The sequence below is a fragment of the Oscillospiraceae bacterium genome (assembly GCA_015065085.1).
GTDB lineage: Bacteria > Bacillota > Clostridia > Oscillospirales > SIG627 > SIG627.
In genome coordinates this window covers 23,978-43,917 of sequence record SVQW01000007.1, presented here as the reverse complement: position 1 = coordinate 43,917, position 19,940 = coordinate 23,978, and the positions used below count along the sequence as shown (strand labels likewise).

The window sequence follows — 19,940 nt, the reverse complement described above, 5'->3', positions numbered from 1 at the left end:
CAGGAACTAAAATATTTATTGGATTTTAAACACACATTTTGTATCTACGGGATACCTATGTGTGTTTTTTGTTTTCTTCGCTCCTTTTTCCTTTGCTTCTTCAATTCTGATAATTTGCCAAAAATTTGGGTAACATAACTTAGGCAAGATGTCACGCAGGTGACATTATGAAATCAGCAGGAGTACAATCCTCCGCTGATTTCAGTGCGGCAAAACCGCACCTTGCCACGTTGAATGACGGGGCAAGCCCCTTATTGAGAATCACAAAAAGAAAGCGTGGTGATTTATTTGACAAAAAAGAATTACGAGTTCAGTCCTGTACTTTATACGGTTGAAAGATGTTATGGAAAAAACACTGTAAAGCAACTCATAACAGAAAGCATAGCAAAGGAAAATAACGGAAATTACGAGCCTTTGTTGACAACAAGTGCGAATGTAATGTATAATATAGATGGGTCGGTTGGGGAGGACATGAATGCAAACCGATAATAAAACAAGGATAGCATTTGCCTATCTGCGACTGTCAAGAGAAGAAAGCAAAAACGGCTCTGAATCGTCGAGTATTCAGAACCAAAGAGTGATTATTCAGGATTTTTGCGAAAGAAACGGAATTACACTTGTACGCGAGTTTGTTGACGACGGCTGGTCGGGCGGAAGCTTTGAAAGACCTGCGTTTCAGGAAATGATTTCACAACTGAAGAAAGGGCTTGCCAACACCGTTGTCACAAAGGATTTATCCCGATTCGGACGAGAAATGAACGGAGCTAGCGATTATGCCGAGCAGATTTTGCCCGAAATGGGAGTTCAGCTTGTAACGGTTGTTGACAACTTCAACACGGAAGATGCATTCGTTTATGCACCGTTTATGTACGCAATGAACGATGTTTATATCCGTGACGGCTCAAAGAAAATCAAAGAGGTTTTAAAGAACAAGCGTGAGCACGGACAATACTGTGCTTGTCCGCCATACGGCTACAAAAAGAGTGATGCGGACAAAAACAAGCTTGTTCCCGACGAAATAACAGCTCCGGTCGTAAAGCGTATTTTTGCGGCGGCAGCAAATGGTGATTCTTCAAGGAAGATTGCAATGGACTTGAACAGTGACGGCATAATACCGCCGTTAAAGTACAGAGTTTTATACCGTGATGACTTCAGCGAAGCAGGTGCGGCAAGAGCATCTGACTTGTGGAACTACACTACCGTCAAGCGAATACTGAAAAATCCCGTTTATCTCGGTCACACAATTCTCGGAAAAACAAAAAAAGTCAGCCTTAAATCCAAAAAGAAGATGGCAGCTCCAAAAAAGGAATGGGCGATAACCGAGAGCACTCACGAGCCGCTTGTTTCCGAAGCTGTTTTCGAGCAGGCAAAAATCAATATGGGAAAAGGCACAATGACGCACGAAAGCTATGACAATGTGCGAAAGAGCATTTTTTCGGGGATTGTCTACTGCAAGAAGTGCGGACACGCTCTATGCTCGGCAGGAACGGTGTATAAAGGAGAGCGAGAGAAGTACTGGTATCTTTCCTGTATCAACAAGCGTAAGGACATCACAGAGCCTTGCAGCGGCACGAGAATACGCTATGCAGATTTGCTTGAAGTGGTACGGCGGGATCTAAATGAACTATTGACACTTTCCGATGAAGAAGTGAACGAAATTGCAAGCGAGCTTATAAGGCGTGAAAATGCGAAAAGCGGAGTTGTCAATTCTGCGGTGCAAAAGCGAAAGCTGATCGAACGGCTTGACACCATAAACAGAATTATCACAAAGCTTTACACCGACAACGCCGAGGGCAGACTTTCTGACGAGCGGCTTTTTACAATGGTAAGCGAACACGAAAAGGAAGCCTCACAAATCAAGGAAACACTTGCGCAGGCAGAGGCGGCAAACCACGAAGAAAAAATCAAGGACAGCTTTGACAAATTCTTTTCTGCGGCAAAGCGATATTCAAACATTGAAACTCTTGACAGAGAAACTCTTACAACCTTTATTGAAAAAATCGAAATCGGCGAAAAAATTCTTCCGCCGGGAACAAAAACGGTAACACACAGAAACCAAAGCTATTCACAGGAAATAAAAATCTATTACAAATTCATAGGAAATATAGCCGATGAAGAAATGCGACAAATCGGCTGAAAAAAACTATTTTAATATGGTCCGGGAACACCCACAGAAGTAGGCGTTAACCTCAAGCAGGGCTACAACGGCGATCTTACCTCCAAGCAGGCAGGTTCCGTTGGCGGTCAGATGGTTAAAAAGATGATTCAGAACGCCGAGAATGCAATGAAGAACGGCTACCAGCAGTAATTTAAGTTGAATTACGCTTTTTAACGTATAACCAGCAAACAGCCGATGGAATTATTCCATCGGCTGTTGTTTTATTTCGGATTTTATTTGTAAAAACAACGGAGCGCCGAAGCGCTCCGTTTATTGCTTTTACATTACAGTGATAATAACGTGACATTATTATCGCTGCGTATAAGCTATTGTATTATTCGCAGTCGCAGCAGGTGCAAGCGGGCTTGTAGTGAACATGGAGAAGCTCGTGCTCTCTGCCCTTAACGATTTCTTTGTAGATAGCGTCCATAACGGGGTTATCCTCAGAACGACGGATGGGAGACATATTGTCCGCAGTATACAGACCCTTGCCGCGCTTGGTCTTGGTATCCGAGTCAACGAAGGGCTGACCGCCGCCGTTTACACAACCGCCGGGACAAGCCATAACTTCAACAAGGTCGAAGTGTTCGCCTGCCTGGATGCGCTGGATAACGGTTTCTGCATTTTTCAAACCGCTGACAACAGCGATTTTAAGAGTTGCATCGCCTGCGGGAACGTCGAATTCCTTGATGCCCTCGGTTCCGCGTACGCCGATCTTAGCAACGTCAAGCAGATTTGCTCTGGACTTGTCTGCGGAAACTCTTCTGAGAACCGCTTCAGTAACACCGCCGGTAACACCGAAGATTACACCTGCGCCGGAGATAGTGCCGAAAGGCATATCGCAAGCCTCGGGTTCAAGCTCTTCGAAGATAACGCCGGATTCCTTAATCATGCGGATAAGCTCCTGAGTTGTGAGAACTGCATCAACATTCAGCTCGCCGTCCATCATGAACTCTTCGCGTTCGCCTTCGAACTTCTTAGCGGTACAGGGCATGATTGCAACGTGGAACATCTTCTTTTCAGCGCCCTTGTTCTGCTCCTTGATAAGAGAAGCGAACATCTGCATGGGGCTGCGGCAGGTAGAAATGTTCTTGAGAAGCTCGGGATGTCTCTTTTCTGCGTAACGGATCCAACCGGGGCAGCAAGAGGTGAACAGAGGAATATTTTCGCCCTTTTCAATTCTTTCGAGGAATTCCTTGGACTCTTCAAGAACTGTAAGGTCAGCACCAACGGTGGTGTCATAAATTTCGTCAAAGCCCATACGGCGCAGAGCAGCAACGATTTTGCCCATGCTGTTATCGCCGTCCTTGAGGTGAAGCTCCTTACCGATAGCAACACGAACAGCGGGAGCAACCTGAACGGAGGTTCTGATATTTTCATCACCCAGAGCAGCCCAAACCTTCTTGGTATCGTTCTTAACAACGATAGCACCGGTGGGGCAGACAGCAGCACACTGACCGCAGCCTACACAGGGAGACTCGGAGATGGGTTTGTCAAACGCGGTGCTGATGGTCAGCTTGGAGCCGCGGTGAGCAAAGTCGATAGCGCCAACGTTCTGAATTTCGTTACACATACGTACACAGTCGCCGCAAAGGATACATTTAGCGCTGTCTTTAACGATGGAAACGGAGGAACGGTCTTCCTTGGGATGCTCGTTGGTGTTGGGGAAGCGAACGCCTTCGATGTGATATGTTTTTGCAAGAGCCTGCAGCTTACAAGCGCCGTTGTCCTCACAAGTGGTACAATCGCGGCAGTGGTTAGCAAGCAGAAGTTCAAGAATCATCTTGCGGTATTTTCTGAGTCTGGGGGTGTTGGTGAGGTAAGCACCGCCTGCTCTGGGGGGAGTGGAGCAAGCTGCTTCCAGCATGCCTCTTTCGTTTTCTACCATACACATACGGCAAGCACCGTAAACGGAAAGCTCGGTGTGATAGCAGAAGGTGGGCATCTTAATGCCTGCTTTACGGATTACCTGAAGCAGATTTTTTTCGTTTTCTATTTCAACGGGAATTCCGTCTATTTTAACAAAATTGCTCATTCTGATTACGCCTCCTTAATCCTTGATAGCCTTGAAGGGACATGTGCTTACGCAAGCGCCGCACTTGATACATTTATCCTGGTCGATAACAAACGGTTCTTTAATCTTACCGGAAATTGCGCCGACAGGACAAGCTCTGGAGCACTTGGAGCAACCCTTACAAAGGTCAGGATCAATAACAATTTTCTTGAGTTTCTTGCAGTTGCCGGTGGGGCAGGTGCCGTTGATGTGAGCAACATACTCGTCTCTGAAGTACTTAAGGGTGCTGCGAACGGGGTTAGGAGCAGTTTTACCCAGACCGCAGAGAGCGGTGTTGATAATCATATCAGAAAGCTCGGAAAGGGTTTCGATATCCTCTTCCTTGCCCTGGCCTGCAACGATTCTTTCAAGGATTTCAAGCATGCGCTTGGTACCCTCACGGCAGGGGATACATTTACCGCAGGATTCGTTCTGAGTGAAGTTCATGAAGAAGCGGGCAACCTCAACCATACAGGTGTGCTCGTCCATAACAACCAGACCGCCCGAACCGATGATAGCGCCAACGGTTTTGAGAGAGTCGAAGTCGAGGGGCAGATCCATATGCTCGTTGGTAAGACATCCGCCGGAGGGACCGCCTATCTGAACTGCCTTGAACTCAGCGCCGCCGCGGCAGCCGCCGCCTATATCATAAATGATCTCACGAAGTGTGGTTCCCATGGGAACTTCGATAAGACCGGTGTTTTCAATGTTACCGGTAAGAGCAAATGCCTTTGTTCCGGCATTGCCTGCGGTACCCAGGGACTGATACCATTCAGCGCCCTTGTTGATGATTTCGGGAACGTTGGCATAGGTTTCAACGTTGTTGGGAACGGTGGGCTTGCCGAACAGACCCTTGATAACGGTCAACGGGGGACGTACTCTGGGGAAGCCTCTTTCGCCCTCAATGGAAGCGATAAGTGCGGTTTCCTCGCCGCATACGAATGCGCCTGCACCGCGGTTGATGTGCATGTGGAAGGAGAAGTCTGTGCCCAGGATGTTGTCACCCAGAAGTCCCATTTCCTCTGCCTGTGCGATAGCGTTCTTAAGACGTGCAACTGCCATGGGGTATTCGGCACGAACGTATATGTAACCGTCGTTGGCACCGGTAGCAACACCTGCTATCATCATACCCTCGAGTACTCTGTGGGGGTCACCCTCCATAATACTTCTGTCCATGAACGCGCCGGGGTCGCCCTCGTCACCGTTGCACAGGATGTATTTCTTGTCAGCGGGAGTATTTCTTACGGTTTCCCACTTGATACCTGCGGGGAAGCCCGCACCGCCGCGTCCGCGAAGACCGGAATCCTTAACGGTCTTTACGATTTCGCCGCCGTCAACATCGAACAGTGCTTTTTCAAATGCGGTGTAACCGCCGATTGCGATATATTCTTTGATAGAGTCTGCGTTGATGTGTCCGCAGTGTTCAAGAACAACACGGGTCTGCTTCTTGTAGAAGGGAATTTCATCCTGCTTAGGATAAATTTCACCGTTCTTCTTGTAAGCAAGACGCTCAACAAGCTCATCGTTTATGATGGTCTTTTCAATGATTTCTTCGCAGTCCTCAAGCTTAACCTTGGTGTACAGCCAGCCCATGGGGTCGATTCTGAGCAGGGGTCCCATTTCGCAGAAGCCGTGGCATCCGCACTTCTTAACACCTACGGAATCATCATGAGGGTCAACTTCGAGTTCTACTGTGTAAGGAAGATTTCTTTCCTTCATGAGTTCGCACAGACGGTCATATATCTGGAGAGAACCGCCGGCGATACAGCCTGTACCGGCACATACGAGAATTTTTTTAGTTTGCTTATCCAGAGCGCCCTTAAGCTCAGCTCTCAGCGCCTGAAGCTCGTTTCTGTTCTTAATCACGGCTTATAATTCCTCCTTGAGTTTCTTTAAAAGTTCGCTCGCCTTATCGGGAGTCATCTCAGGGTAAACCTTGTCGTTTACTGTGAGAACGGGAGCCAGACCGCAAGCACCCAGACAGGATACGGTCTCAACAGTGAAGTTGAGGTCATCGGTGGTCTTTTTGCCGTCGGTAAGACCCAGCTCGCTCTGAAGTCTTTCCAGAATCGGAATGGAGCGTCTTACGTGGCATGCAGTGCCGTCGCACACCTTGATAACGAACTTACCCTTGGGTTCAAGAGAGAAGTTCTCGTAAAAGGTAGCAACGCTGTAAGCCTTAGCCTCGCTGATACCGAGCTTCTTCGCCATATAGGGGAATACTTCGCGGGGCAGATAGTGATAATGCTCCTGAATTTCCTGCAGTATGGAGATTATTGCCTTAGGATTGTTTGCATTGGCGGTAAGGATAGCATCAACCGCCGAATAATCGAATTTTTCGTTCATAATCCTCATCCTTCTTTCGTATTTGCTTTATTTATAGTGATTTTTTTATTAAAGCCTAAATGTATGTGAAAGTTTTAACGTACTTTTATGCAAAAGCAGTGCCGTCAGGCAGTTCACAGACCCGTTTTTGCATAATTTCAATTCTCGTTTTTCAAACCCGTTGATGGGTGCCGTCTGCAAATAGGCGCAAAAACCCTTGTGACTGCAAAACACTCACACAGGCAAAAAAACGTATTGTACGGCGAAAAACGGCTTTTTATGCGGTTTTTCGCGATTTTCACGTCAAACGACCACCATTCTGTACGGTGCATTTGACATATAAATTATCCTACAAAAATGTTAATTTTTAAAGTCATATTTTTTAAATTTTGTGTTCATATGTAAAACTGCCGTAAAATTTACTTGTTTTTATACTCAACCGTCCTCCTCGTATGAGTAAGCGGGCAGGACAACACTCCGCCCTTCCGGGCACCTCCCCTTGCACAGGGGAGGCTTTTTCGCGCCGGTACTTCTCAGAATTACAAGATGGAAGAAAAACGCAAAGCGTTTTTCAACAATAATTGCGAATTGCGAATTGTAAATTTCGCATTGACTGCATACTACTCTCCATAATATGCTTTCAGATATATCTCTTTCATTTCACTCATCAGCGGGTAACGCGGATTTGCGCCTGTGCACTGGTCGTCAAACGCCATTTCGCACAGCTTGTCAAGGACATCGGCAAACTCTTTTTCGTCTACGCCGTAGTCGCGGATGCAATGCTTTACTCCTATCTTTTCTTTCAGGTTATCCACCGCTTCAATGAGCTTTTCCAGCTTTTGGCAATCATTCTGTCCCTCAAGCCCCAGTGCCGACGCTATCTCACCGTAACGTCTGAGTGCCGAGGGATACTTATACTGAGGAAAAACACCGGGCTTTACCGGTTTTTCAGACGCGTTGTAACGCATAACATGAGTGATGAGCAATGCGTTGGAAACACCATGGGGCAAGTGAAAGAAGCTTCCCAGCTTATGCGCCATGGAGTGGCATATGCCCAGAAAAGCGTTGGCAAATGCCATGCCCGCCATTGTTGCCGCATCCGCCATTTTTTCCCGCGCCTCGGGGTCGTTTTCGCCATGCTCAAAAGCGCGGGGCAGAAATTCAAACACGGTTTTCAGCGATTTAAGCGCAAGAGCATCTGTATAGTCGGTGGCAACCATAGACACATACGCCTCAAGCGCATGGGTTAAGGCATCTATGCCCGAAGCGGCAGTAAGACTTTTGGGGGCTTTCATCTGCAGGTCGGCATCCACTATCGCCATGTCGGGCATCAATTCATAATCCGCAAGAGGATACTTGATTCCGCCGTTTTCGCTGTCGGTAATAACCGCGAAGGGTGTAACCTCGCTTCCCGTGCCCGCCGTGGTGGGAATAGCGATAAAATCAGCCTTTCCGCCCATTTCAGGGAAAGAATACACGCGTTTTCTGATATCGAAAAAGCGCATTGCAAGGTCGCCGAAGTCGGTGTCGGGATGCTCGTACAAAAGCCACATAATCTTTGCCGCATCCATGGCACTTCCGCCGCCGAAGGCTATAACCGCATCAGGTTCAAAGGCGGTCATACTGCGTGCGCCCTCCCGTGCACTCGCAAGTGTGGGATCAGGCTGCACATCGCTGAAAACCGCCGTTGAAATGCCCATTTCGGATAGCTTTTTGGTAACGGCATCAAGAAAACCGTTTTTAAAAAGAAATTCATCCGTCACTACGAATATTCTCTTTTTGTTCTTCAGCTCCTCAAGTGCCGAGCCAAGACATCCGCGCTTTAAAAATATCTTTTGGGGAGTACGGAACCACAGCATGTTTTCTCTCCTTTCGGCAACGGTCTTGATGTTCAGAAGTTGTTTTACTCCTACATTTTCCGCCACACTGTTTCCGCCCCATGAGCCACAGCCCAGTGTAAGAGAGGGCGCAAGGCGGAAATTGAAAATATCGCCGATGGCTCCGTGAGAGGCGGGCGAATTAACAATTATACGGCATGCCGTCAAACGGTTTGAAAAGCTCTCAAGCCTTTCTCTGTGCGACGGGTCGATAAACAGCGAAGCGGTGTGACCCGCTCCCCCGTTCTGCACCAGCTTTTCCGACTTTTCAACCGCTTCTTCAAAGCTTTCGGCTTCATAAAATGCCAGAACAGGGCACAGCTTTTCACGGGAAAGAGGATAGGAATGACCTATTCCGTCAGTGGGGCAAATTAAAATTCTTGTGCTTTCAGGTACCTCAAAGCCTGCCATTCGGGCAATTTCATGAGCTGATTTTCCCACAACAGCAGGATTGAGATTTTCCTCCTTGAAAAGTGTGTCAGCCAGCATTTGAGTTTCTTGGGGCGCGGTAAAAACACATCCTCTTTTTTCAAATTCCAGTTTCACTTTATCCGCAATGCCCTTGCACACAACTGCCGCCTGCTCGGAAGCGCAAATCATGCCGTTATCAAAGGTTTTGGAAATTATGATATGGTTGACCGCCATAGCTATATCGGCGCTTTCGTCAATCAGTGCGGGAGTGTTTCCCGCGCCTACGCCCACAGCGGGTTTACCGCTTGAGTATGCAGCCTTGACCATTCCCGGTCCGCCCGTGGCAAGTATCATATCGCAGGATTTCATAAGAGCTTCGGTAAGCTGTGCCGAGGGGGTGTCTATCCAGTCGATTATACCCTCGGGTGCGCCCGCCTTAACCGCCGCCTCCAGTACAATCCGCGCCGCCTCGGCAGTGCAATTCTTTGCACGGGGATGAGCGCTGAGCATAATTGCATTACGTGTTTTTAGTGCCAGAAGGCACTTGAAAATCGCGGTAGAGGTGGGGTTTGTTGTGGGGATAACCGCGGCAATAACGCCTATCGGATGAGCGGTTTTTATTATTCCGCCCGCGCTGTCGCGCTCGATTATTCCGCAGGTAAGGGTATTTTTGTAGGCGTTATATACATACTCGGAAGCATAGTGGTTTTTTATTGTCTTATCCTCAACCACACCCATTCCCGTTTCCTCAAACGCCATTCTCGCAAGAGGTATACGTGCATTGTTTGCCGCTTTTGCCGCGGCGGCAAAAATCCCGTCAACCTGTTCCTGCGTATACGAGGAATATATTTTCTGTGCGTTTTTCAGCCCTTCAAGTGCTTTTTCAAGGCTTTTTGCATCATTTACGTTTTCGTGCATGTTTTTCTCCTTTCGGAAAATATTTTTACTATATTTTTTCCCGAAACAAAAAAGCATATACTTTTATATTTCACGAAAACGAAGTTTATCTTTTACGGTTAATATCATAACACATCCTCAGCTCAATTTCAATGCAAAATTGCTGTAACATATGGAAGAACCATATTTTTTGAAGAAACTATTGACAAACAAACGTTTTTTTGATATAATTCAGTTAAACTATATATAAAGGAGAACTATCATGAAAAAGACAAGAATTATCGCTCTTCTTCTCGCACTTGTTGCCATCGTGGGCGTTTTCGCTTCCTGTAACAGAGTTCAGAAGCGTATTGCAGGCGTAACCATCAAAATCACCGACCGTAACGGCGATGTCATGGCAAACGGTATTGTAACCGTTGAAGATACCGATCCCACCGTACTTATGGCAATCGAGCAGTTCCTTCAGGAGCAGGACATTCCCTTTGCTGAGGACTCCTACGGCAACAGCCTTGCTGTTATAGGCGATGTGGACAACAGCGATTCCGACAGCGAATACTTCTGGACCTTCAAGATCAACGGCAAAGACCCCGAAATGGGCATGGCGGCAGAGCTTGTTTGGGACCAGGACGTACTTACCGTATACTGCAAGAAGAACCCCTACGCAAACGCTGACTAAAAACTTATATTAAAGCCTGCCCGTCGGGCAGGCTTTAATTTTTGAATCCCCTTTCAAGGTAAAAATTATGATGCTTACAACACGCAAAATATACACTGTCGGTGCAGACAGCCACTTCGTGCCCGACAAAATTTTCAACTGCGGTCAGTGCTTCCGGTTTGAACGCTGCTCCGACGGCTCCTATGAGGGTGTGGCGTTTTCCAAATACCTGCGGGCAGAAAAGGACAAAAACGGCAAAATACTGCTGTACGGTGCCGACAAGGGCGACTACGATTCCGTCTGGCGCAGTTTTCTGGATATGGACACCGACTACAAGGCACTGTCAGATGCTTTTTCGGCTATGGGCGGTGTTATGAAGGAGGCGGCGGAAATCGGAAAAGGAATCCGTATTCTCCGTCAGGACCCATGGGAAGCGCTGTGCTCCTTTATTATTTCTCAAAACAACAACATTCCCAGAATCAAAAAAATAATCGAAAATCTCAGCCGTTCTTACGGCGAAAAAATATATTCCCCCGACGGACGTGAGTTTTACTCCTTCCCCACCGCAAAGCGACTTTTTGAGGCCGGCGAGGAAGAAATATTTTCATACAAAACGGGCTTCCGTGCAAAATACATATACGACGCGGCAAAAAAGGTGACCTTAGGCGACATAGACCTTGATGCCGTGTACGCTATGAACACTGCCGATGCCTCGGAGTACCTTAAGCAGATAAAGGGTGTGGGCGACAAGGTCGCCGCCTGTGTACTGCTGTTTGCCTATCACAAGACAGACAGCTTTCCCGTTGATGTGTGGGTGAAAAAGATACTTGCCAAATACTTCGACGGCAAAATCCCCGACTTCGGACAGTATGCGGGAATTGCTCAGCAATACCTGTTTTACTATGAACGATATGTTGTAAACGGCATAAAAATATAGAAAACGAGGAAATTATGGATTTACAGACCACTACAATCGCATATATCTGCCCTGCCTGCGGTTCAACCGTTACGGAGGACATAAACATTTTTTCTCTTTCCGGCGGACATGACGTTGCCTGCCGTTGCGGAGAGGCTCTTAACATCAAGGTGTCTCATGACAGAAAGATAACTCTGTCCGTGCCCTGCCTTGCCTGCCCCGACAACCATACCACCCGTCTCTCAAGTGCTTCGTTTTTCAGCCGTGAGCTGTTCACCGTGCAGTGTCCCTACACCGCTCTGGACATATGCTATATCGGTCAGCGAGAAAAGGTCGAAAAGGCCATGGCGGAAAACAAAAAGTACCTTGAGGAAACCTTCGCGCAGGAAAAGGGCGAAGCCGAAGAGGACGTACTCAAGGAAGCGTACGACATGTACGAAAACCCTATGGTCATGAACGATGTGCTTTTACTGCTGAGGGACTTTATCACCGACGGCAGAATTCATTGCGACTGCGGAGGCTTCCCGGGAATGGAAAAATTAAGAGTTGACATAAACCGTGTGAACGTAGTCATCACCTGCACTGCGTGTGGAAAAAAACGTATTGTGCGTGCACTCACCGAAAACGACGTAATATATCTGTGTGAAACGGATATTCTTGAATTAAATCAGTAAAATCAAAGAAAGGCAATATTATGAGTACTCTATTAAAAGCCGCTATTCTGGGATGCGGTGGAATTTCCAAAACCCACATCGATGCCATTAAAAAGAACGACCTTGCCGATATTGTGGCACTGTGTGACATACGTGAAGACCGTCTTGCTTCAAACGCGGCTCTTTGTCCCGAGGCAGAAACCTTTTCGGACTATAAAGAGCTTCTTGAAAAGGTGGATTGCGACGTAGTGCACATCTGCACACCTCACTATCTTCACGAGGAAATGGCTATTGCCGCCATGCGTGCAGGTCACGATGTGTACCTTGAAAAGCCTGCCGCAATGCTCCCCGAGGGTGCGCGCAACATTCTTAAGGTAAGCCGTGAAACAGGCAAAAAAGTGTGCGTTTCCTTCCAGAACAGACTTATAAACTCCACCGTCAGCGCCAAGAGCATAATCGAAAGCGGTGAAATCGGAAAGCTTCTGGGTCTTAAGGGTATTGTCACCTGGGACAGAGGCGGTGCGTACTATACCGAAAGCGGCTGGCGCGGGACCTGGGAAAAAGAGGGCGGCGGTGTGCTTATGAATCAATCCATCCACACCATCGACCTGCTTTACTATCTGGGCGGAAAAATAGAGCGTGTCGAAGGCTCGGTCGCTTTGCGCAAAAACAAAGGAACCATCGAGGTAGAGGATACGGCTGAAGCGACATTCTGGTACGAAAACGGCGCCACTGCCATATTCTACGCTACCAACTGCCATGCCATGTCCTCACCTGTTGAAATAGAAATAGTGGGCGAAAAAGGCTCGCTTCTTATCCGCGAAAACACACTTTACCGCCGTAACCATCAGGACGGCTCGCTGGAAAAGGTTTCCGAAAACAGCAGTCTTGCGGTAGGTAAATCCGTATGGGGTCACGGTCACGCCATTATGATAGGCAACTTTTACGAGGCAGTCAAAGGGAATGACGCTTTGTACTGCGACATAGAGGACGCAATCGTTTCACTTGAAATCATTCAAGCGATATACGCCACAAGCAAGAATAAATTGAAATGAAATTCCCTTATTCGGACGACAACAAGCGTTACCACACACTGAATTATCACCTGCGCCGTACCTTTGGCGGCAAAACCGTGCGAATACCGCTGGACGGGGGCTTTACCTGTCCCAATATTGACGGGAAATGCGGTGTGGGCGGATGCATCTACTGCTCCGACAGAGGAAGCGGTGATTTTACCCAGTCCCCGCTTTTATCAATCGAAGAGCAATACTTTGCCATGCGTGAAAGGATGGCAAAAAAGTGGGACAGTGCCCGTTTTATTCCATATCTTCAGGCTCATACCAACACCTACGCCCCCATGGAAAAGCTTCGTGAGCTGTATGAAAAATGTCTTGTTCTTCCCGATGTATGCGGATTTGCCGTGGCAACACGTGCCGACTGCATAACCGAGGAGATAGCAGATTATTTTTATGACATATCAAAAAGGACGTATCTGACGGTGGAGCTGGGCTTACAGACGGTGCACGACAGCACTGCCCGCCTTATAAACCGCGGTCACACCTTTGAGGACTTTTTAAAGGGCTACGGGCTTTTAAAGGAGCGCGGAATAAATATCTGCGTTCACCTTATAAACGGTCTGCCGCACGAGAATAAAGACATGATGCTGGAAAGCATCCGTCAGGTGGCAAGGCTTGCTCCCCACAGCGTGAAGCTTCATCTTCTGTATATCCTCAGCTACACACCCATCGCGAAAATGCTCGAAACAGGTGAGCTTTCGGCATTGAGCCGAGAGCAATACGTAGACATAACCGTCAGTCAGCTGGAGCTTCTGCCTGCCGAAATTGTGGTGGGCAGGCTGACGGGAGATGCGCCCGCAGAATTTCTCACAGCCCCCATGTGGAGTCTGAAAAAGTTTTGCGTGCTTAACGAAATCGACAAAGAATTTGTAAGAAGGGACACTTACCAGGGAATATATGCTGATAAATAATATTGAATTTGCTCACGACCTTATCACCCGTGCGCTGGCTGAATGCCATCACGACAAAAAAGCCGATGACTTTTCGGCGCTTTACCTGTGCGATTTCACCATGGGCAACGGCAACGATACGCTGTTTATGTCCCGTCTGGCGGCACAGTACGGAATAAATGTGTATGCCTTTGACATTCAGGCGGCGGCGCTGGAGTCCACCTCGGCATTTCTTAAAAAGAGCGGTGCCGATGAAAATTACACACTGATTAACGATTCCCACTCCGAGTTGGACAAGTACGTTCCAAAAGAGGGCGAAATGGCGTGCGGAATGTTCAATCTGGGCTATCTGCCCGGCGGCGACAAATCGGTTACCACACTGCGCACCACCACCCTTGAAGCCATTGAAAAGGCGGTAAACAAGCTCACCGTCGGCGGTATTCTTACCGTTACCATTTATCCGGGTCATCCTGAGGGCAAAATTGAGGGCGAGCTTATCGAAAAATACCTTTCGGCGTTGTCAAACCATGACTTCAACGTACTCAAATACGCTCTTTGCAACAAAACCGACCCGCCTTACGTTATGGTAACACAGCGTATAAGACGTTCGTAGCGGTGCACCGAAAAGACTGTATCTGAATTTTGTGTCACTTATAAAGGAGAAAAAACATGAAAAAACTCAAAAACGTCATTTTTTCCGCAACACTGAGCTTTACACTGATAACCTACCTTATGTCGCTGTTTGTGCGTGTAAGCGATACTTCAACCTTTGTGCTCACCTTTGAAAGCATGAGCCGTTTTCTCATATTTTCGATTATTCTGGGGCTTGCGGGGCTCATTCACGGCATAAATAAAATGCCGAAAAGCGTTGCACGCATTTTACACTTCATAGTGCTGTGTGCAGATTTCTGTCTGGTCATTGCAACACTTCCCTATGGAAATGATTTCCGCATGATTTTTGCCTCTCTGCTTATATTTATGATAATCTACTGGGTAATTATAGGTATCTGTGCCGCAGCAAAAAACCTTTTTTCTGATAAAGGAGAAAAATGATGAAAATTTCAGCCGAAAAAATAACCCAAGCCTTCGTTTGCGACACTGCCAACGGTCAGGACGGCGCAATTTACGGCGGATATATGTTCCGCTTTGACCATGACGGAAGCTGCCGTGTTTTTGCCATGGATACATACAAGGAAATTTCCGCTTTCCGACTTGATAAATCCGACTTAATCACGGCTCACTGCAACGCTGTGTGCTTCGGCAGTGATTTTTACGACGAAAAGGACAGCTTTCCGCTGTTATATGCAAATGTTTACAACAGTTATATGAATGAGCGCGACCGCATGGAGGGTGTGTGCTGTGTATACCGCATCACCAACGAGGGCAAGGAATTTTCTTCAAAGCTCGTTCAGATAATAAAAATCGGCTTTACGGAAAATCTGGATTTGTGGAAATCCCTCGAAAATAACCGCGACCTGCGTCCCTACGGCAATTTTGTGGTAGATACCGACCGGAAAAAGTATTACGGATTTGTAATGCGCGATAAGGAAAAGGTCACAAGATTTTTCGAGTTCGACTTGCCCGAATATACTGCCGGCACATACAGCGGTATATACGGTGCAAACGTATTAACCCTTAATGAAGAGGACATTATAAATCAGTTTGACTGTGAGTATTCCTCTCTGCTTCAGGGCGCATGCTATTATGACGGAAAGATATTTTCCGTCGAGGGCGGAACCGTTCCGCAGGATGAGGAAAAGCGAAAGAATTTTCCCTTTATGCCGCGTCTTCTCATTGCCGACGCAGTAAACAGAAAGCAGTTCGCCTTTTTCGACCTGTATCCCATAGGTCTTGACCATGAACCCGAATTCATCTGTTATTACGACGGTAAGCTGTATTACAGCGACATCCGCGGTAAGGTGTATACGCTTAGCTTTGAATAACAAAAACGTGGGTTTAACAAACCCGCGTTCGGACTCTCGAGAAAGTCGTGATACCGCGACGGTAATAAAATATATTTCAAAAAGACGAAAATAAATCAAAAAACAAATTAACAGCAGGTGATACATCGAATATCACCTGCTGTTTGTCGCTTTTTGCCGCTTCAAGCCTTATCGTACCTTTGTACGCCGACAGGCTTGAATCAGCAAAATATCCCTGACTTTTCGAAAGTCTTTCAGTGTGTCGATAGGTTTATCGACACACCGGACGTGGGTTTAATAAACCCACGTTTTTTTCACATCAGCACCTTTTCAAGAAGCTTCATGAAAATGTCACCGATACCCACTCTTTGTACCGATTCCAGTGTTACAATATCCTTTTGAGCAATTATCTCGCCGTCAAGAGTGTAGGTGATTTTGCCCACCGTCTGCCCTTTTTCCACGGGTGCACACAACGACGGCATAATGCTCACCTCGCGCTGAATCTTTTTCTCCTGACCCTTCAACACAAGGAGCTGTTCGCTTCCCTCAAAGCCCACGGGGCAAAAATCCGACTTACCCGCACTCACACGGACAGGCTCAATTTCCTCCGCAGGCGGTGTATACACCGCATAACCGGCGAAGCCGTAGTTAAAAAGCTGTTTTGCGGTGGCAAAGCGGTCATCGCTTGAGGGTGAGCCCAGAATTACCGCAATAAGCTGCATATCGTCCTTTTTTGCCGTGGCAGAAATACAAAACTTTGCTTTTGAGGTGGAGCCCGTCTTAAGACCGTTGGCACCGGGATAAAACCGTATGAGCTTGTTGGTGTTGGAAAGCCCGAATTTGCCGTCGCGGATGGTATCTATCCAAATAGTTGTGTAGTTAAAAATAGTGGGGTGCTTTATAAGCTCGCGTGACATGATTGCCACATCGCGGGCGGTGGAATAATGCACCTGAGTGTTATCAAGACCCGTAGCGTTTACAAATTCCGTGCCCGTCATTCCGAGCTGAACGGCGCGCTCATTCATTTTTGCCACAAATGCCGCCTCGCTTCCCGCTATGTGCTCTCCCAATGCCACGGCGCCGTCATTGGCGCTGGAAACCACCACTGCTTTAAGCATATCATTAACACTCATCTGCTCGCCCGGCTCCATATAAGCCTGGCTTCCGCCCATGGATGCGGCGTTTTCGCTGACCGTGACAATGTCATCAAGACTAAGTGCGCCGTTATCGATGGCTTCCATCACAAGAAGCAGTGTCATAACCTTTGTAACCGAAGCAATGGGCAATTTTTCGTCAATATTCTTTTCGTACAGCACCTTACCGCTTGACGCCTCCATGAGAAGCGCCGCACGGCAGTTGGGCGCAAGTCCCCCGTCGGTAACATCGCTTACAACGGCAGTATCACTCTCAAAAACGTAATCCTCGGGCAGCATTTCCGCAAATGACGGGCAACATAAAACGCATATAATAATCAAAAATGAAAAAATCCGCTTCATATAATTCTCCCTTTCGTTTTTTTATATAATATGCGGATACTACCGCAAAAAGAACAAAACAGACCTGAAGGTCTGTTTTGTCCTTTTGTTGTATCAAATTGCAGAGGACGATGCGGGTATATCACAATTTATTATTTACAGAATTTTTCCACGTAGTTTTCGATTGCCGCGGCGATAATTTTTTCGGCACTTTCGCGGTTCTGAACCTCGTTGACGTCGGTGGTCTTATTTTCCAGCGCCTTATATACCGAGAAGAAATGGCTCATTTCGTCAAAAAGATGCTTGGGGAGCTGTTCGATGTCGGTATAGAAATTGTAATTGGGCTCGTTAAAGGGAATTGCAACAATTTTTTCGTCATGTCTGCCGTTATCTATCATGGAGATAACGCCGATAGGATAAGCACGCACCAGCGTCATGGGCTCGATGGTTTCCGAGCATATGAGAAGCACATCCAGCGGGTCGTTATCGTCGCCGTAGGTACGGGGAATGAAGCCGTAGTTTGCCGGATAATGGGTGGATGTATATAAAATTCGGTCAAGCATCAGAAAGCCGGTTTCCTTATCCAGCTCATATTTCTTTTTACTGCCCTTGGAAATTTCCACAACACACATAAAATCGTCGGGATGAATACGCTTGGGTGATATATCGTGCCAGATGTTAGACATTCACATTCTTCCTTTCACTTTTTGGTGTCAACATTGTAACACAAATAATAACATCTGTCAAGTGTTAATTTTACAAAAAGTGTGATTTTCCCTTGATATTAACGTGTAATTTTTATCAGAACTTAACATTTTATTACATTTTGCACAACAAAAAAACAGGATGCGGAGAAATTTTTTCCGCATCCTGTTTTGTTTTATTATTTTCCTATTGTTTCCTTTATCTGCTGTGCGATGCCCTCATCCGACATACCGTACTGAGTGCGAATCCACTGCTGATGACCGATAAGCGCTACGTTTACGTCCGGCAAAGCAATGCGCTTAAATGCCTTGGGGTATACCTGAGTATCGCAGATAACCTCCGAAACAGCACTGCCCAAACCGCCCGAAAGGTTGTGCTCCTCGATGGTAACGATACCGCCGGTATTCTTTGCCGCATCAATAATGGCTTCTTTGTCAATGGGCTTGATGGTATGCATGCTTACAACGCGGCAGGAGATACCCTGCGCTTCAAGAATATCCGCCGCATGAAGTACGTTTATACCGATAGGGCCTGCGAACATAAGAGTTACATCCTTACCCTCGCGTACAGTGATGGCTTTTCCTATTTTAAAATCAACAGGGCCTGAGTGAATATCCTTTTCGCCCTTATAGCCGCAACGGTAGTAAAAAGGACCGTTGTATTCTATCATTGCGTGAGTTGCCGCCTCTGCCTCGTAGTTATCGCAGGGAACAACCACTACCATATTGGGCAGTGCGCGCATAATGGCAATATCCTCGGTAGAGTGGTGGGACATACCCAGAGGTCCGTAGGAAACACCGCCGCCGATGATAACGATTTTCACATTTGCGTTGTGGTAGCAAACGTCATTTCTTATCTGCTCAAGGCAACGCAGTGTAGGGAAATTCGCAATGGAATATGTAACAGCAATGTTGCCCTCCATGGCAATACCGCAGGCAACGCCCGTCATGTTCTGCTCGGCAACGCCCACATTATAGTATCTGTCGGGGAAGGTGTCGCGGAAAGGCTCAATTTCGCCGTAGCCGATATCCGCCAGCACCATATGTATACGGGGATCTTTTTTAGCTATTTCAAGCAGAGTTTTATTAAATACGGCTCTCATTTACGCTTCCTCCTTTATTGCATTGATAACACGTTCCATATCTTCATCGGCAACGTACTTGTAGTGGGATTTTACGGTGTCCTCAAATTCGGGGATGCCCTTGCATTTTATTGTGTTGGCAATTATTGCCGAGGGCTTGTCGCTTGAGAAAGGAATTTTTGAAAGAGTCTCATATATCTCCTCACAGTTATGACCGTCTATCTCCACGGCATTCCAGCCGAAGCATTGCAGCTTTTCGGTGAGCTTTCTCAGGTCGATGATGGTTTCGGAATGACCCAGCGCCTGAACCTGATTGTAGTCCACAATAAGAGTAAGATTGGAAAGCTTTTCCTGTGCGGCAAACATAATTGCCTCCCAGGTGGAGCCTTCGTTCATATCGCCGTCGCTGGACATACATATAATACGGCGGTCGCTTTTTGCGTATCTTGCGGCAATCGCCATACCTACCGCAACCGGCAGACCGTGACCCAGCGAGCCGGTGGAAAACTCAACGCCCGGCACCTTGTGGCTGATGTGACCCATTAATTTACCGTCGTCGCAGTAATAAAGGTCCAGCCATTCGCGGGGAATAAAGCCCTTCTGCGCCAGTACGGAATATACTGCCGCCGCCGCATGACCCTTGCTGAGTATGAAACGGTCGCGGTCGGGCATATCGGGGTTTTTGGGGTCTACTTTAAGTATTTTTTCATAAAGAACGGCAATCATATCCGCCATGGAAAGCATACTTCCCACGTGACCGCTCTGCGCCTTGTTTGTCATATATACCGAATCAACGCGTATCTGACGGGCAATTTCTCTGCATTTTTCCATTTTATTTCTCCTTTG

Annotated in this window: 17 protein-coding genes and 1 pseudogene; 10 read left to right on the top strand and 8 right to left on the bottom strand. The window is 47.1% G+C overall.

The annotated features are described in order from the left end of the window. Window positions 1-475 precede the first annotated feature (475 nt). Together E7588_06225 and E7588_06220 are read left to right on the top strand one after the other, a co-directional pair. Window positions 476-2,137, top strand: coding sequence for a DUF4368 domain-containing protein (locus E7588_06225; GenBank protein ID MBE6688858.1), 1,662 nt, complete (start codon window positions 476-478; stop codon window positions 2,135-2,137). A gap of 27 nt (window positions 2,138-2,164) precedes the next feature. Beyond that, a pseudogene (locus E7588_06220) lies at window positions 2,165-2,308 on the top strand (alpha/beta-type small acid-soluble spore protein). Between the two features lie 184 nt (window positions 2,309-2,492). On the opposite strand, the gene E7588_06215 reads toward E7588_06220, so the two are convergent. From E7588_06215 to adhE, 4 genes are all read right to left on the bottom strand, one after another. Further along, window positions 2,493-4,193 (bottom strand): 4Fe-4S dicluster domain-containing protein, encoded by a 1,701-nt coding sequence (locus E7588_06215; protein ID MBE6688857.1) that lies wholly within the window; start codon window positions 4,191-4,193, stop codon window positions 2,493-2,495. 15 nt (window positions 4,194-4,208) lie between these two features. Then, a complete protein-coding gene (locus tag E7588_06210) occupies window positions 4,209-6,077 on the bottom strand; it encodes a 4Fe-4S dicluster domain-containing protein (GenBank protein MBE6688856.1) in 1,869 nt (622 codons plus the stop codon). A gap of 3 nt (window positions 6,078-6,080) precedes the next feature. Further along, entirely contained in the window at window positions 6,081-6,566 is a 486-nt protein-coding gene (locus E7588_06205) for an NAD(P)H-dependent oxidoreductase subunit E (protein ID MBE6688855.1), read from the bottom strand. A gap of 590 nt (window positions 6,567-7,156) precedes the next feature. Further along, window positions 7,157-9,742, bottom strand: a complete 2,586-nt coding sequence (gene adhE / locus E7588_06200; GenBank protein MBE6688854.1) for a bifunctional acetaldehyde-CoA/alcohol dehydrogenase — start codon at window positions 9,740-9,742, stop codon at window positions 7,157-7,159. A 241-nt stretch (window positions 9,743-9,983) separates the two neighbouring features. Here adhE and E7588_06195 point away from each other — a divergent pair, with 241 nt between their 5' ends. From E7588_06195 to E7588_06160, 8 genes are all read left to right on the top strand, one after another. Next, a complete protein-coding gene (locus tag E7588_06195; GenBank protein ID MBE6688853.1) occupies window positions 9,984-10,397 on the top strand; it encodes a DUF4430 domain-containing protein in 414 nt (137 codons plus the stop codon). A gap of 67 nt (window positions 10,398-10,464) precedes the next feature. Then, window positions 10,465-11,313, top strand: a complete 849-nt coding sequence (locus E7588_06190; protein ID MBE6688852.1) for a DNA-3-methyladenine glycosylase 2 family protein — start codon at window positions 10,465-10,467, stop codon at window positions 11,311-11,313. A 14-nt stretch (window positions 11,314-11,327) separates the two neighbouring features. Next, complete coding sequence (locus tag E7588_06185) at window positions 11,328-11,966, top strand: hypothetical protein (protein ID MBE6688851.1); 639 nt, start codon at window positions 11,328-11,330, stop codon at window positions 11,964-11,966. A gap of 20 nt (window positions 11,967-11,986) precedes the next feature. Then, a complete protein-coding gene (locus E7588_06180) occupies window positions 11,987-13,000 on the top strand; it encodes a Gfo/Idh/MocA family oxidoreductase (GenBank protein ID MBE6688850.1) in 1,014 nt (337 codons plus the stop codon). Further along, window positions 12,997-13,932 (top strand): TIGR01212 family radical SAM protein, encoded by a 936-nt coding sequence (locus E7588_06175; protein MBE6688849.1) that lies wholly within the window; start codon window positions 12,997-12,999, stop codon window positions 13,930-13,932. The genes E7588_06180 and E7588_06175 overlap by 4 nt, the downstream gene beginning before the upstream one ends. Next, entirely contained in the window at window positions 13,919-14,524 is a 606-nt protein-coding gene (locus E7588_06170) for a hypothetical protein (GenBank protein ID MBE6688848.1), read from the top strand. The genes E7588_06175 and E7588_06170 overlap by 14 nt, the downstream gene beginning before the upstream one ends. A 56-nt stretch (window positions 14,525-14,580) precedes the next feature. Next, window positions 14,581-14,964: a hypothetical protein gene (locus tag E7588_06165; protein ID MBE6688847.1), complete on the top strand. Its 384-nt coding sequence runs from the start codon at window positions 14,581-14,583 to the stop codon at window positions 14,962-14,964. Continuing rightward, window positions 14,961-15,854, top strand: a complete 894-nt coding sequence (locus E7588_06160; protein ID MBE6688846.1) for a hypothetical protein — start codon at window positions 14,961-14,963, stop codon at window positions 15,852-15,854. The genes E7588_06165 and E7588_06160 overlap by 4 nt, the downstream gene beginning before the upstream one ends. A gap of 293 nt (window positions 15,855-16,147) precedes the next feature. On the opposite strand, the gene E7588_06155 is transcribed toward E7588_06160, so the two are convergent. From E7588_06155 to E7588_06140, 4 genes are all read right to left on the bottom strand, one after another. Further along, window positions 16,148-17,329: a D-alanyl-D-alanine carboxypeptidase gene (locus tag E7588_06155; protein ID MBE6688845.1), complete on the bottom strand. Its 1,182-nt coding sequence runs from the start codon at window positions 17,327-17,329 to the stop codon at window positions 16,148-16,150. Between the two features lie 131 nt (window positions 17,330-17,460). After that, on the bottom strand, window positions 17,461-17,994 hold the full coding sequence (locus E7588_06150) for an inorganic diphosphatase (GenBank protein MBE6688844.1): 534 nt from the start codon (window positions 17,992-17,994) through the stop codon (window positions 17,461-17,463). A 197-nt stretch (window positions 17,995-18,191) separates the two neighbouring features. Then, entirely contained in the window at window positions 18,192-19,115 is a 924-nt protein-coding gene (locus tag E7588_06145; protein MBE6688843.1) for a transketolase, read from the bottom strand. After that, window positions 19,116-19,925, bottom strand: a complete 810-nt coding sequence (locus tag E7588_06140) for a transketolase (protein ID MBE6688842.1) — start codon at window positions 19,923-19,925, stop codon at window positions 19,116-19,118. Window positions 19,926-19,940: the final 15 nt, after the last annotated feature.